Source organism: Spirochaeta cellobiosiphila DSM 17781 (genome assembly GCF_000426705.1).
Lineage (GTDB): Bacteria > Spirochaetota > Spirochaetia > DSM-17781 > DSM-17781 > Spirochaeta_E > Spirochaeta_E cellobiosiphila.
On the sequence record NZ_KE384555.1, the window covers coordinates 80,261 to 96,692 of the forward strand.

General features: G+C 40.9%; 8 protein-coding genes. 2 read left to right on the forward strand and 6 right to left on the reverse strand.

What is annotated here, in order from left to right:
• The first annotated feature begins 26 nt into the window (after positions 1-26).
• Positions 27-3,953 (forward strand): ATP-dependent RNA helicase HrpA, encoded by a 3,927-nt coding sequence (hrpA, locus tag K345_RS0110750; RefSeq protein ID WP_037572062.1) that lies wholly within the window; start codon positions 27-29, stop codon positions 3,951-3,953.
• Here hrpA and K345_RS20715 read toward each other — a convergent pair.
• The 4 genes from K345_RS20715 to K345_RS20725 form a co-directional block, all read right to left on the reverse strand.
• The gene (locus K345_RS20715; RefSeq protein WP_053228230.1) at positions 3,942-4,331 is read right to left on the reverse strand and encodes an acyl-CoA thioesterase; all 390 of its coding nucleotides are present in this window, start codon (positions 4,329-4,331) and stop codon (positions 3,942-3,944) included. The two genes, hrpA and K345_RS20715, sit on opposite strands and share 12 nt — an antisense overlap.
• A complete protein-coding gene (locus tag K345_RS20720; protein WP_053228231.1) occupies positions 4,328-8,719 on the reverse strand; it encodes an acyl-CoA dehydratase activase in 4,392 nt (1,463 codons plus the stop codon). Before K345_RS20720 ends, K345_RS20715 begins: the two co-directional genes overlap by 4 nt.
• A 113-nt stretch (positions 8,720-8,832) precedes the next feature.
• The gene (locus K345_RS0110765) at positions 8,833-10,578 is read right to left on the reverse strand and encodes a M3 family metallopeptidase (RefSeq protein ID WP_028974149.1); all 1,746 of its coding nucleotides are present in this window, start codon (positions 10,576-10,578) and stop codon (positions 8,833-8,835) included.
• 50 nt (positions 10,579-10,628) lie between these two features.
• Positions 10,629-11,756: a RelA/SpoT domain-containing protein gene (locus K345_RS20725; protein WP_053228232.1), complete on the reverse strand. Its 1,128-nt coding sequence runs from the start codon at positions 11,754-11,756 to the stop codon at positions 10,629-10,631.
• Positions 11,757-11,955: 199 nt separating this feature from the next.
• On the opposite strand from K345_RS20725, the gene K345_RS0110775 reads away from it, so the two are divergent.
• The gene (locus tag K345_RS0110775; RefSeq protein WP_156888376.1) at positions 11,956-12,612 is read left to right on the forward strand and encodes an Lcl C-terminal domain-containing protein; all 657 of its coding nucleotides are present in this window, start codon (positions 11,956-11,958) and stop codon (positions 12,610-12,612) included.
• 62 nt (positions 12,613-12,674) lie between these two features.
• On the opposite strand, the gene K345_RS0110780 is transcribed toward K345_RS0110775, so the two are convergent.
• Both K345_RS0110780 and K345_RS0110785 read right to left on the reverse strand, forming a co-directional pair.
• Complete coding sequence (locus tag K345_RS0110780) at positions 12,675-13,550, reverse strand: tetratricopeptide repeat protein (protein WP_028974151.1); 876 nt, start codon at positions 13,548-13,550, stop codon at positions 12,675-12,677.
• Positions 13,551-13,943: 393 nt separating this feature from the next.
• On the reverse strand, positions 13,944-16,079 hold the full coding sequence (locus K345_RS0110785) for a TonB-dependent siderophore receptor (protein WP_028974152.1): 2,136 nt from the start codon (positions 16,077-16,079) through the stop codon (positions 13,944-13,946).
• Between the last annotated feature and the right edge of the window lie 353 nt (positions 16,080-16,432).

Sequence of the window (16,432 nt, forward strand, 5' to 3'; positions counted from 1 at the left end):
GTCAAACTTCTGTTAAGATTCTCTTCATGAAAGAATTAGAAAGTCTGGTTCGCAAAGCGCCACGACTGGAGCAATTAAGCTTACGCAAAGAACTAGGGCGATTAAAAAGAAAGAAACAAGCAACAGACGAAGAAATAGAATCGTTAAAAAATAAAATATCCAAAGCAGAAGAACGTCGCCGGAGAAGGCAGAGGAACCTACCAAGGATCGCCAGTTATCCAGATCTACCTATAGTAGCCAAGAAAGACGAGATCATTCGAACGATAAGAAATAATCAAGTACTTATTCTCTCAGGAGCCACTGGTTCTGGTAAGACGACCCAAATCCCCAAGTTCTGCTTGGAAGCCGGTCGGGGTGTCAGTGGCCGTATAGGATGTACACAGCCCCGGCGTATTGCCGCCACGTCGGTCGCTTCCCGTATTGCAGAAGAATTAGGTCAGCCCCTTGGTAAAGACGTAGGTTTTAAAATTCGCTTTGCTGAGAACCTTAACAATGAGGGCTATATAAAAGTAATCACTGACGGGGTCCTCCTGGCCGAGACCCAGGGAGATCCCTTCCTCAATGAATATGATACTCTTATCATTGATGAAGCCCATGAACGTAGTCTGAACATTGACTTCTTATTAGGGATTCTGAAAAGCCTACTTCATAAGAGACGAGATCTTAAGCTCATCATCACATCAGCAACTATTGATACACAGAAGTTCTCCAAGGCTTTTGAAGGGGCTCCTATCATCGAAGTATCAGGGAGAACCTATCCTGTTGATGTAAAGTATGCCCCCATTGAAGAAGAGGACAATGTAGCCGAAGCCTGTGCACTGAAAACAGCAGACATACTCAGCTCCACGAATACAGGGGATATTCTCATTTTTCTCCCGACAGAAAATGATATTAGAGAGACAGTGGATAATCTACAAGGTTTAGGATTGGGACATACAGAAGTCCTTCCCCTTTACGCCAGACTCAGTAGAAATGAACAAAACAAAGTCTTTAAACCTGGTGATTTTAGAAGGGTTATCGTTTCTACTAATGTAGCAGAGACCTCCCTTACCATTCCCCGAATCCGTTATGTAATTGACTCAGGCCTGGCCAGGATCAGTCAATATAGTCCAGGCTCCCGAGCAATGAGCCTGCCAATTACAAGAATATCAAGGTCCAGTGCAGATCAAAGAAAGGGACGGGCCGGCCGTGTTCAGGAAGGGATCTGTATACGTTTATACTCAGAAGAGGATTATCGAAATAGGGAGGAATTCACCCTTCCTGAGATCCTGAGGACAAATCTATCAGAAGTTATCCTCAGAATGATCAACCTTCGTCTGGATGACATGGAAAAGTTCCCCTTTATTGACCGCCCTACAGATAAACACCTCAGGGATGGGTATAAACTTCTATTAGAACTAAAAGCCATCGAACAAATCCCTCAAAAAAAATCAGGCCATAACCAAAGTTACCGTCTCACCACAGAAGGGAAGATCATGGCCCGCCTTCCACTCGATCCCAGACATAGTCGTATTCTGATTCAAGCAGCCAAAGAAGGATGTCTGGAAGATAGTCTTGTCATTATCGGAGCCCTATCCATACAGGACCCCAGGGAAAGACCTACAGACAAAGAGAAAGAAGCAGATCAGGCCCATCAACAATTCCGAAGTAAAGATTCGGATATGCTTTTCTATCTAAACTTATGGACTGCTATTGAAAGGGAGAGATCTCAAGGTAAAGGAGCTGTCCGCAAATTTTGTAAAAGGAACTTCATATCTTTTAAGCGAGTCAATGAATGGCAGGATATCTACAGACAAATAAAAGAGATGTTAGAAGAGGAAAAGCTACCTGTAAAGAATCTGGGAGATCAGGAACTCCTTTCAAAATCAGAAGACTTTCCCCCCGGTTATACCAGACTGCATAGGGCTTTATTATCAGGTTTTCTGACTCAGGTTGCTAAGCAAATCATCATGGAAGCACCCAAAGGTCGCAAGCCTAATCCTAATATGTATAAAACCGTAGGTTCTAAAGAAGCTATGGTATTTCCCGGTTCAAGTCTCTTTGGTCAAGGACATCCCTGGATAATGAGTGGGCTTATGATCAAGACAGGAAGACTGTACGCCCGGGAAGCAGCCAAAATTGATCCTACCTGGTTAATAGACCTGGCCAGTCATTTGGTAAAATACTCCTATAGTAATCCCCATTGGAATAAAAAAAGCGGACAAGTACAAGCCGCTAGAAAAACCACCTATTATGGATTTCTTCTACAAGATGGCGAACAGGCTCCCTATGGACCTATTAGTCCCGAAGAGAGTACAAATATCTTTATCCAGGGGGCTTTAATAGAAGAAGATCTATTCCCTCAGCAGAAGATAAAATTAGAGTTTCTTAAGTACAATAGTGAATTACGCCAATCCCTCGAGAATATAGAAGACAAAACGAGAAGAAAAGATCTCCTAATCAGCGATTATGAGCTCCTTGAATTCTACAAAAAGAAGCTTAAAACCTGTTATGACTTGAACAGCCTGATTCAAAGAATCAGAGAAAAAGGGCAGGATGACCTTATCCTACAGGAAGAGGATCTACTCCAGAAGGATAAACCAGAAGATTTAGCAGAGTTATTTCCTGATCGCTTCACCTCAGGGGGAAGTGATTTTGTTCTGGAATACAGCTTCAATCCAGACAGCCGCAAAGATGGGGTGACTCTCAAAGTACCTCTGGCCCAAAGGGATGAAGTAAGTCCCTATGAAGTGGAATATCTTGTGCCAGGTTTATTAAAGGAAAAGGTTTTAGCCCTTATCAAAGGGCTTCCCAAAGCCTATCGGATTCCTTTAGTACCAGTACCGGATAAAGTTGATCATATCACAAGCTTACTCACAGACCACACGACCCCTTTTCTCCAAAACTTAAGCACGATCATACTCAAAGAATATCAACACCAAATTCCCATCGATGAATGGAATCAGGATAAACTCCCGGATCATCTGAAGATGAGAGTATCTCTAACAGACTCTGAAGGAAAAGAGCTCAAGACAGCCAGAAATGCAGGGGTACTCAATGAAAAGATCGCCACAAGCACAGATCTCAACAAGATCAAGAAAAAAGAAGAAATCAATATCATAGAAGATTGGATATGGGAGGAATTTCCATCAGAACTTAAGGTTACCCTCCGTAAAAAGCAGAGTATAACCCTCTATCCTGCCCTAACGAAGGAAGGAAGCAATACAGCCTTCCGGCTCTACAAAGATCCCCTTCTGGCAAAGGAGCTAATGATAGGGGGAGTAGAAAATCTTATGCTTCACCAATTATCCCATCAAGTCCAGGCGTTAAAGCGATCCTCTGAGTTAAGTAAGGAACGGCACAATGATGCTGTATACTTCGGTGGTCGAACGGCCATAGCAGAACGTTACTGGTCTTCCCTATTAACAGGTTTATGGAATAAGCAAACCCTGACCAAAGAGGACTGGCAACGAGGCCTGGAAACTGTTAGAGATCTCTTGCCTCAACGAACAGAGCAGGCTTTCCAAATACTTGAGGACAGCATTATTCAGTATGGGGTGACACGAAGATTCCTAGCCAAAGCAGATAGTCAAACAAAGGGTAGTTTTGTTCAGGAGAGAATGTCTGATCTGGAAACACTCTTTCCAAAGGACTTTCCCCAGGGATACTCTGTGGACGAAGTCTTTAATCTGGGGCGTTATGCCCGGGGAATTCTTAAGAGAACAGAAAGGGGAATCCTCGATCCTGTTAAAGATCATAATAAACAGCTGGAAATAGATCCCTGGATTGAGCAACTCTATCGCTTTGATCCCAATGAGAGCTGGTCGCCGGAAAAGAGGAAGCTGTACCATGAATATAGATGGTTTATAGAAGAATGGAAATTATCCCTCTTCAGTCCAGAAGTAAAACCTTCTATGAAGGTATCTGCCAAAAGAGCTGAAGAGAGATGGATCAGGATCAAATCAATGTTCTAAGTTCCAACCGGGTACACCTTGCTCGGGAGGAACAGGGCGACCGTTTTTGACGACAACAGCTATAACTTTAGCCGCAAGAACAAGTTCTTCTCCCCGATAGATCTTTTGATCAAAGATAATGCGAAGCCTCCCTTCCTTGCGGACCGAAAGGCTGCTAATAAATTCATCTCCACTGGTGAGAGGTCTTTTATAATCCATCTCTACCCTGGAGACCATAGGATCAATACCCTCCTGGTGGAGGGCTTTAAAATCGATATCAAGACTGCGAAGATACTCATGACGAGTATGCTCCAGATAATTAAGGTAAACCCCATTATTAACAACCCCCTGCAAGTCACACTCGTAATCCCTCACTTTAAAGGTTATATCAAAACTCATACCTCAATTCCTTCCTTTTCTATCTGTTTTTTCTTTTCTTCCTGAACCCGTTCTTTGGCTCCCATAACCAACATCTGTAGACGATTCTCAATGTTGGCAAAGCTTGTATCAGGATCGAAATCCAGACTAAGAATCTGAGAGTCGGGGAACTTCTTCTTAAGAGACTTAACAATCCCCCGCCCTGTTATGTGATTAGGAAGACAACCAAAGGGCTGCATAATCACAAAGCTGCTGACCCCATGCTGGGCATGATGACTGATCTCACCGGGGATAAGCCAACCTTCACCAGACGTAAAGATACGGTCTACCAAGGGATCTGAGAGACGAGCTATTTCATACAAGTCCGTATAAGGAGTAATGATTTCCGATTCTTGACGACAAATCTTATCAATCTTATCGTTAACAAACTGGATCATTTTGTCACTTATATTCACCATCATCCAATCCATGACAGGATACTTCACATGGTAATTATGAGCCTCTGCTTTTTGCTTAACAAACTCTCGACGGAAGATATCTATCATGCGGGGCATTATCACTTCCATACCATTCTTTTCCAGATAATATTCAATATTATAGTTACTGGCAGGATGGTAGTTGAGAAGATACTCCCCTATGATAAAGACCTTTGGATAAGGTTCACTTCGATCATGGGGAACCTTTTCAAGAATGCCTATAGACTTTCGGAAGGCCTTTAGAGCCCCGCGAACGCCCTTCTTTTCCAAAGCGGAAGAAATAATCTTCACTTGTTCTATAAAAACCTTATCCGTCTGACCAGCTGTCTTTTCATAAGGTCTGATCTTATGACGAAGGTCTTCCAGATTATCCATCATAACTAATCCCCATGCCATGTTATAGTCAAAGAGAGGATTAAGATTAAAACCTGGATGCATATTCTTAGTGTCACGGTCTGTGGTAATGATAGGAACCTGAGGATATCCTGCTTCATCCAGAGCACGACGGGCGGCTGTTGCATAATGGGCTAAACGGCAGTCACATTGATCCTTTGCCAAACCAAGAACCACCTCATCAGGGGAATAATCCGACTTTTCAATATAATCCAGGAATTCCCCAATATTAATCTGGGCAGGGAAACACATATCATTATGCACATATTTCTTACCAAGACGAAGGGCATTATCCCCTGCCAAAGGCATAGACTCTACCCGATACCCCTGCTTTCTAATAACGCTTGATATAAGGATACCAAAAGCCTCTGAGACATTAGGAACAAGGATAACCTTTTCCTTCACATCTTCCTTATGAAACTTAACTTCATAAGGATCCTTAAATGCCTTGGGAGTGGGAGGTCCCACTTTCTTTCGTTTTGTACGAATACTTTCTACAAAAGATTTCACTCTGATAGCCAGAGGTCCCGCCACATCGCTTTCGTCCATCTTAAGAACAAGAGGATCCTTATCCCCTCCATCTTTGAGAAGACGGGTAATCTCATCGGTGATAACCGCATCATGACCACAGCCAAAGCTTACGATCTGAACATATTCCAGATTAGGATGGGTAGCCGCATACTTAGCAGCGGCCATCATTCTCACATGGAAGTTATTGGTTAATTCGGCTCTTGTAACATTTAATTCCTTTTCCCAGATGCCCGGAAGGCTATCGATGGTTAGTACGGGAATCCCCATATTACGGAACTGATTAGCCAAATCATGGTTAATAAGATTATCCGTATGGTAAGGACGACCTGCCATAAGAACAGCGAAGTCATTTGAACCTTCCAGGGAAGCCAGAACTTCCTGTCCCTGGAGAACCAGCTCTTCATGGAACGTATCCAGGGCCTTTTGGCCAATAGTTACAGCAGCAGCAATATCCTCTTTCTTTAAACCGAAAGTCTGGGAGAAATAGTCTTGTAATTGTAAGAGACGGGTTCTATCATCGAGCCAGTGGAACAGAGGCGTGTCAAAGGTTACTCCATATTTGGTCTGAGGTTCCAGATTCTCTCTAATCACAAGAGGATACCCCTTAACAACGGCACAGACATGTTCACTTTGAACATTCTTCACTTCCGGTGCCATACGGTTCATCATAGGGAAGAAAATACGGTCAACCTTCTTATCAATAAGATCAAGAATATGACCATGCACTAACTTAGCCGGGAAGCACACAGTATCCGAAGGTATAGTAGGAAGGCCCTCTTCGAAACGCTTCATACTGGAAGGGGCTGATAGTTGAATCTTAAATCCAAGGGACCTGAGGAAAGCATTCCAGAAGGGCATACTGGACCAGAATTCAAGAACCCTGGGAATACCAAGGGTAATGTCCTTAGGCTGACTAAGCTGTTTGATCTCATAATCTTTGAATAACAGACGGCGTCGATACTCATCAAGGTTTGTTGTTTTACGAAGCTTCTTGGCTAAGTCCTTAACCTTTTGCTTATCTTCTGCAGAATCGCCAATCACTTCTCCCCTTTCACAGCGATTACCAGTTACAAAAATCTCCCCTGATGGAAAAGTAATCAATGTTCGGGAACAGTTATTAGAACAGTAGTTACAAATAATCCCGCTCTTCTGGGTGAAACCGAACTCATGTAGATTATCAAAGCCGATAAAGGTGGAAGGCCGGCCTTGTTGTCTTTGCTTTGTCAAAAGAGCAATACCAATGGCTCCCATTTCCCCCGGATAGGGAGCACGTACAACTCTTTTGTTGGTGTACATTTCAAGGGCTCTCAGAACAGCTCTGTTTTTAAAAGTTCCTCCCTGGACCACAATAGTGTTGCCAAGAAGATCAAAGTTATTGATTCGAATAACCTTGGTGAAAACATTCTCAATAATGGACTTACATAACCCGGCTACGATATCAGAAGGGCTTTTCCCGTTTTTCTGTTCCGTAATGATACTGGAGTTCATAAAGACCGTACATCGGGATCCCAAACGGCTGGGACTCTTGGACTCAAAAGCCTTGTTCTCAATATCACTTAAAGGAATACCTAAATTACTGGCAAAGTTTTCCAGAAAGGAACCACAACCTGCAGAACAGGCTTCATTAAGAGTGATACCCGTAACAACCCCTTCAGATATGGTAATGGCTTTCATATCCTGCCCACCGATATCCAGAACAAAAGAAGCTTCCGGGACATGTTTCAAAGCGGCTTCTGCATGGGCAACAGTCTCAACGGTATGGTAATCCGCACCAAAGGCTTTAGCGAATAATCCTTCTCCATAACCTGTTGTTCCAAGGCCGAGGACTTCTAAAGTGACTCCCCTATCAGCATAATACTGCTGCTTTTGAAGAAGAGCCTCTTTGACTACTTTTAGAGGTTCCCCTTTGTTAGAAGAATAAAAAGCATCTACCACTTCTTCATCAGGAGTCATAAAGATGAACTTACTAGTGGTAGATCCGCCGTCAATACCGACATAGACTTGTAGTGTATCTCCTGCCTTTAGATCAGGAGGAGTGATTTGAGGAAGTTGATTCTGCTCAACAAAGGTATCCAATTCTTTTTGATTATCAAAGAAAGGTATGGCCTCAAAGTTATCACTTGTCTTTTCCCTTTTAACAGGATTGGCCAGGGTATCTATCCCTTTCTGTATATCAAAGGTTTGTTCTTGATCGATAAAGAGACTCTTCATACTCAAGGCAGAACCAAAAGCCATAAAGACTTCCGGATTAACAGGAATAAGAACTTCATCCTCTTCTAAGCCTAAACGCTCTTTGAATACCCGAATAAGGGTGGGGTTAAAAGTTAAAGGCCCCCCAACAAAGAGAACAGGAGGATGAATCTCCAATCCCTGAGCTAGACCACCAATGGTCTGCTTAGCTATAGCATGGAATGTGGATAAAGCAATATCAGCTTTAGACACCCCTTGATTTAAGAGGGGTTGAATATCTGTTTTAGCAAAAACCCCACATCGACCGGATATATCATAGACATCTTTCCCCTGAGAGGCATGTTGTTCGAACTCTTCTACAGGGACCTGAAGGATTTTAGCGACCTCATCAATAAAAGCACCAGTTCCCCCAGCACAGGAACCATTCATTCTCATATCAGAGGCAATGAGTTTACCAGTGGCCTCATCATGGTGAAAATAAATGATCTTTGCGTCCTGTCCCCCCAGCTCCACAGCTACACTGGTGTTCTGATGTTTTTCTCTTACAGCCAGAGCATTGGATACAACTTCCTGGATAAAGAATACACCCAGATCATCAGCAATATCCCGCCCACCAGAGCCGCAGATAGCCATTTGAAAGGACTCGTTAGGGAAAGCTTCTTTTATTTCCTTTAATAAGACATTTACAGAATTCCTTTGATGGGCATGATGACGCAGATAGTTATGGTATAGGATAGATTCTGTATCTGGCTCCATGACAACCGCTTTAACTGTTGTAGAACCTACATCTAAACCTATGTACAGCTTGTTTTTACTCATTTTATACTTCCTTAAAAGGAAAATTGAGGAGAAACTAAAATAATTCCTCCTCCTTTTAGTCAACTTTTAACTTAGGATTTTTTCTCAATAATATCAATGAGTCGACCTTTAATTTAATATTTTTTCAACCATTCACTAAAGTCTTTGGATAACTTTTGCCCATTCCCCTGTGTGGAAGAAGAGATCACTTCATCCCCGTGACACAAAGTAATATTTCCCTCTAGAACCGAAGCTTCTGTCCTTTGAGAATCCCTGTGAGGAGTAGCTTTTCCATTGATGTTATCAATGATGTATTGAGAACTAAGGGGTTCTTCCGTAACGGCTTCAATCAATTGTTCAAAGCCTTTACTACTTCCCCAGAACCAAAGCTTATCTCTAAGACGTTCCCCAACAGCAGGATTATCAACTACATAGGGTAAATTCTCATAGAAATAATGCCTTTGTTGATGTACAGCTATCTCCGCAAGAACATAACCATGATAAGTACAACTGGCATCAGCTGTAAGAAGGTGGGGAACAGCGAAGGTAGGTCGGAAGCATAGTTCGCCTCCAAACATTTCCCTTTCAGCCTCTTCGATTACCCTATGTACATAGTCAGGACTTAGCTTATCCTCAGGAATTTCATAAAGGGCTTTCTCTGCGTAACAGATAGTCATGAGGCTTAGCATCGCAACAGGCAAGGTACGAATCTTTTCCTTTTGAATCTTTGCAATTTGCTCTTCTGTGATAGAAACGCCCTCTAGTGTCTTGCCATATACACGAAGCCAATTAGGATCGGTAATAAAGCTGTCAGCAAACATGGATTGGCTTTCCGCTAATGCTGCCGAAGTTGGGGGAAATTCCTGGCTAAAGACAGGAGCCTTCTGACGGACATTAGCAAAATGTGCTGCATGTCCTCCTTCGTGGAAGAGGGTTTCTATGGCTTTTAAACCGGAACCAGCCTGTCCTGGTAAGGCATTGGCTGTGAAATTAATACGGGCAGGAACCCATCCCTTGGGACCCACATAGGGAGGAAGGGGGGCATGCATAAAACCATTAGAATATTTTTCATCCCTGGCTATAAGGTCAATGTTGATCTGGGCACCGGCAAAACCATATCCCATTCTACTAAAAGATTGTCCCCACACATCCAGGGAGGTCTCTAAAGGAACAAAGGGATCGATAAGGTTGTTGAGCTCTCCCATATTTTCGTAAGCCATATTCCATGCCGTCCTGGGACTGAGATGCTTAATAGCCGCTTCCTTAAGAGAATCTAAATAATGAAAGATTTGATCTTTACTCATTCCTTCATACATTTGGCTCTTGTAATCATAATAATCGGAGTACCCCAGTAAACGAGCCATTTGATTACGCTTCTTCACAACTTCAAGGAATCCAGCCTCATAATATTGATGCTCTAATGCTCGTAGAGCTTCCCAGGAAGCCTTTCTCACTTCTTCACTAGGATCGGTTTTAACAAGAACGAGAAGCTTACTAACGGGATAGCTTTCTTCCCGGCCTGTCCTAGGATTGACGAATTGGGCCTTATAGTTTTTCCGTACTTTTAGAAGCCTCTCGACCATAGGAAGTAATTCCTTTGTGATAGCAAGAGCCCTGGGATGATCGATCCGATTAACTTGAAAGAATTTCTTCCAACCTTCCAAGACAAATCTTTCGCTATCTTCCAAATTATGATTAAGGGCTTCCCTGATTTTATCCAACCATTGGGGATCGTTCACAAAGTCGAGGTATTCCTCTTCTTTTTGTTCAAGTGTGCCCTCTACATAAGAACTAAGTCCCATGTAGGACTCCCAAAAAGCTTCCTCTTTGGGAGTATGGTAGGATAAATAGGTTTGAGTTATTTGTTCATTTAATGTCATGTTGTCTAATGTAATGTGTGTCCTGGTAAAGATCCATACTTTTTCCTTGATTAGGACTTTTTCGGTTCCACAAATTCAATCTGGTTCATTAAGTTTTTCACATGACCATCTGATAAAAATCGGTTAAGCTTCTCTGGATTACCCAGTATCTGAAACAATTCCTTCTGAGCATTCTCCATAATAGCAAAGTCTTCCTCGGACACTTCAATGGGCTGGAAACCTTCTGATTGAACGATTTTCTCCAATTGATGGCTTAGGTTCTTGAACAGGGGCGAATCCATAAAGGAATCTAACCAGAGATATTCCTGTTTTGGTTTTTTAATATTCTGCTTCGTACCTTCGAGAGCATCCAAACTGTTCGTCAAGCTTTGAAGTTGATTTTCATCCAAAGTTAGTTGATTGATCTGTTGGCGAAGGCTGTCAATGATTTGGTTTTTACTTTCGATCTCCTGTTGATGGGAAGCCTCAACTTGATCATTGTAGGTTTTAAAATAACGCATGTAGGTTCCCAGTTCGTCTGCATCACCAGCCAAGCGATTAAGAATGGATGATAGACGGACGAGCATATCCTTATCCTTATGATAGGGATAGCGGACAACATGATCGATTTCTCCCCAAGCTTCTTCAAATATAGTGCGTACCTGGACTTCCACCTTGAGTTTTTCTTTGCCCAATCCTGCTTCAATAAGGTAGTGAACAGAACGATACCCAAAGGGATGTTCCTCTACTTCACAGTCCTTTTCCTTATAGTACTCGATGATTCTGGGAGAATCCCCATGCCGGACATAGGCCTTTGGAGGTTCAGCAAGATTCCAACTATCCATCATAAACTCATGGATAGCGCTCCAATCTTCCTTAAATAAATGTAAAGCTCTAACTCCCACAAGGTCAGTGATTTGTTCTTGATAGTTATCGATTCTAATTCGACGACAGGGATCAGCAATAGTCTTACGAATGATTTTCTCTATGAGATGTTCATTGTCCTTTACCCTGTAATTAATGGAATGAACGTTTTTACACTTGAGAATACTTTCTACGGCGAACTTGCCCACAGCGGCTAAATCAGGTTTGATTGTATCGTAATGGGTGCTGATAGCCAGAAGATCTTCCCACTTTAGTCCGCTTTGATCAAATTTGAGTGGGTTTATATTGAATTTCTTAAAAAAGTCTTGTTGCATTATCTTCCCTTTTTATGTGCTGGGTCTTCTACCTGAATATACACATTAATAACGCAAATGTTTCAATAATCCTGCCTTTCCCGTGCAAGACTCAAGGCTCCCCTTCTCTTTTTTTTCAGAATCATTGTTAAAAAGCTGAACCGTGCTAAATTACTAACCAACCAGTCATTTATGAATTATGTAAGTAAAGGAGTATGAATTGAGAAACAAAATGGTAGGCATATTAAGCCTTTTAACCCTGACCAGCATTATAGTCATGGCGGGATGTAGTGAAGCAAGCGCTGGAGGAGGTGGTTCTTCTGATGGATATTCCGAGGAAAATGGTTCTTCTGATGGATATTCCGAGGAAGACGGTTCTTCTGATGGATATTCCGTGGGAGATACAGGCCCAGCAGGGGGTGTTATCTTCTATGTAGCAGCGGATAATTCTGCAGGATGGCAGTATTTGGAGGCAGCCCCAAGTGATATTGGTTCATCTGTTGTTACTTGGGATTCAAGTACACCATCCCCAACAACCAGTGGGTTATCCTTTGATATGGGAAAAGGATTAGAAAATACAACATTAATCATAGCATCCTATAATTCCAATAATTTAGGAAATACAACTTTTCTAGCCAAAACTTGTAATAATCTTAGTATCAATGGTTACTCAGACTGGTTCCTACCTTCATTATATGAGATGAAAGAAATCTATAAAAACAAGTCTGCTCTTAGTAATTTATCGAGCTCTGGACGTTATTGGGTATCATCGGATTATGGTTCTACTGAGGCCCGATACATTGACATGTCAAATGGAAGCAATGGACTAATCAATCAAGCTAGCGCAGGTAGAGCCAGAGCTGTACGACGTTTTTAAGATTTAAGCAGATATCCCTCCTTCTTTTTTAAGAGGGATATCTTTTTATACTCAGAAGAAAGCTACTGACTGATCCCTTGAATTCTTTTTTTCAATAGTTCTTTATGTTGAGAGTTTGTTGCGTTATCCAAAGCAGACTGATAATATTTTTTAGCCATTTCCTTTTCTCCCAAAGCTTCATAAACCAAGCCCATGTTGTACATCACAATATAGTCTTTTGGATTGATTTCAAGAGCACGATTATACATATTAATAGCTTTGTTCCTGTTTCCCAAATCATCATAAAAGTTTCCTGCAATGTTTAGGAATATTATGTTATCAGGATAAAGGGCTAATTCAGCATCGATAATTTTTTGTATATTGTTCTTATTGTTTACAGGATTTCTATTCATATACTGCAACCGATCTTTTACAGAAGAAACGAGGACATCCTCAACAGTTCGACCAATAGAAGATAGTGGCTTATTATTTGTCCATAGCCAGTTAGGTTGATCTTCTTTTTGTGTGTTCAACATTTTCAGAATGGATTCTGTCATCAAATCTGTATCATGAATCAAATCCAACATGTAATTCTTACCAAGATAGATGTCGAGACGATAAGGTGCGAGGGTTAGAGCTTCGTCTAAATAGCTGACAGCTTTGTGTATATCATCAACATCCCATATAACATGAAGATAGGCAGCATAGTATTTACCATCTTCAGGATTACGCCCCATTGAAGGATTCTCTTGCCTATTAACATTGCAATAATAATTACCATATCCGATAAGCATTTCAATATCATTTGGCTCAGCTTTCTCCCATTCCTTGAGAAGAACTAATCCTTCTTCATACCTTCCTTCACCGATTAATTCATTGAACTGTATTTGGTAATGAGATTGGCTGTATACAGTAACACCTAAGATTAAGAGATAGATCAAAAATAATTGTTTTTTCAATTTTATTTTCTCCTTTTTACAACTATTTACCTACCTTTTACATTATAATAGGCTACACGTAACAAATCCTGCCCTATTCCCGTATCATCTCCCCCTTTCTACCAAAGAATGAACGTTCTGATGAAAGACGGGATCATTAATCTTTAGCGCCCTACTTACTTCTATTGATACATAACAACATATACAGATAAAGCTAGTGGGAAAAACAATATTAGAAAGGCCTTCTAAAACTTTTAGAAGGGCCTTCTAATATCTTTAGCTAGTCCTTCTAACTTTTTTAGAAGGGCCTTCTAACTTTGATTCTTATGTTGAAAAGTGGAGAAAGCTGATAAGGACATGCAGGGAATAGGCATAAAAAAGCCCCTCCAAAGAGGGACTGTAATGTTTTACTGATTAGAAAGATAGGTGACTTTGAAGGAGGACTCTTCGGCCTTCACCGTAGAATATATAATCACCTTCACCGGCATAGTAGGTCGTATCCAATAGGTTAGTAACAGAGAGATTGAGTCCCCAATTATCCCTATTATAATGCAGAGAAGCATCATATAAGGTGTATCCAGGGATTTCTAATTTATTGGCAGTATCTGCAAAAGTTTCACTTTGATATCTAATACCACCACCAAATCCTACACCTTTAAAAGTACCCGATTGAAAAGTGTATTTGGGATAAAGGGAAGCTATTACCTCAGGGGCAAATAAGGGACGATTTTCTTCTATACTAGAATCCTTATCTTTAACAATCACAATGTCCTGTAAAGTTAGTGCTGCTGTTAAGTCCAAGCCCATTAACGGACTTACCTTAGCATCCACTTCCCACCCTCTAGACCGGACTTCACCATTACGGACATATTTTGTCCCGATCTTTTGAAGAGTGTCTCTTTTTGTTATTTGATAAAGGGATGTCGTTAAGAAGGTATTAAAAATATCAGATTTATACTTTAATCCTGCTTCATATTGTTCACCAGTTTCCGGGATTAATGCCTCATCATCAGCGGCAGGAACCATTTGTGGATTAAAGAATCTATTTGCACTGATATAAGGATTAATACCCCACTTACTTTGGTATATTAAACCAGCTTTGCCACTAAAGGCCTGATCCAGAGTATTAGCGTTATCCCGTGTACTTCTGTTCTCATAATCAATACCAAAAAGATCATAACGGCCATTAACTGTCGTTAAGAATCCATAACCTAAATCCATTTGATCCTGTAAATAGAAACCAAGTTTATTCAAATAGAATAAATCTTTTTCTACTCTTTCAACATCTGTATTATTGGTATAAACGGGATTATCGACATTCAATGGATCAGCTGCAGCGTAATTTTGAGCTGCATCATGATTATAATACTGATAATTTATGCCAGCCATTGCCTGATGAGAAATACTTCCTGTATTAAAATCAAAGAGGGCATTATTATCACTTTCAAGAATGAGGCTAAAAACGTCAATGTTATATCGTGCTCGATTAAGAACATTATCAGTATGATCTGTATCATACACAAAATCATATTTTTCCTGTCTGTGTAGATAAGCAAACCTTGTGTGAGAATGAAGCACCAGATGATCATTGAGGACTTGCTCTCCTTCGATACCTGTAAGTACTTGATTATTAAGAAACAGATCTTCATCAGGATCACCGGCGGTATATAAATCGCGAGGGATATAACCATAGGAAGCTTTCTTCACAGTTCCTACATAAGGAAAGAATCCATTTCCATGATTCTGATTATCATATTGATAACTACCATACAACTGAACACGGGTACGATCAGTTGGTTGATATAGTAGACTGGGCGCCACTAAACCTCTAAAGTTATAGGCATATTCAACCTGGGTGTTACCCCCTTTGATTTTTGTTACTAATCGATAACTCCAAGGACTATCAGCACCAAACGTATCTCCCATATCAAAAGCAACATACCCATTTGGATCTAGTGTCCCCCCTAGATCCAGCTTACGGATTCGTTGTCCATTGGCTCTTTTGCTGACACTATTCACTAATCCACCGGGACTTGATCCACCATACAGAACAGAGGAAGGCCCCTTGAGAACCTCTATTCGTTCAGTCAAATAAGAATCAATCATGGGAACGGCGAATCCAAAACTGAGCATCTGTAATCCGTCCAGATAGAGACCAGTCTCTCGGGCGTTGAAACCTCTCATATAAAACCATTCTGAATCCGTATCTGTATAAGTCTGAGTAACAACACCAGCAGTGTATCTCAAAGCTTCATCAATCTTCTGAACACCCCGGTCCTTAAGCTCTTCCTCTCCAATAACAGAGATGGCTTGAGGTATTTCTTCGATAGGTGTAGCGACTTTTGCACCAGCACTTACTTCATTAGGGACATATCCGTCCATATCATTAGGATTGGTAATCCCATTATTACTTTCCTGTTCTCCCTCAACAATGATGGTGGGAGCTTCTGATTCTGTGTCAGAATCTTCGGCCATCAAGGGACTTACGACACACAATAAGGTGCCAATAACCATGATAGCCAAGCGAAAACGTTCTCGCCAAAAAGACATATATTACTCTCCTAGTCAGTTAATATGTATTAATCCTGGTTAATTTATTAGAAGAAATGTTAATTATTCAAGTAGGCGCGCTAATATTTCTTATCTTTTATTTATTTACATTTTTCCCGTAATAATCACATCTTTGAGATCAATAATGAAATAAATCCCCCTATAAAGAGTGTAGATCGTCCCCATTTCTTATTATTAATTATTATTAAAATAATCAGACAAATAATTCTATAGGCAACAATTAAATTAGCTCCCATTAACTATACAATTCTCTATTCACCTGGTTAGCAATACTTGAACATAAGGATATATAGATAATATTCCTATGTTAAATAACATCTTATAGTCTTTTA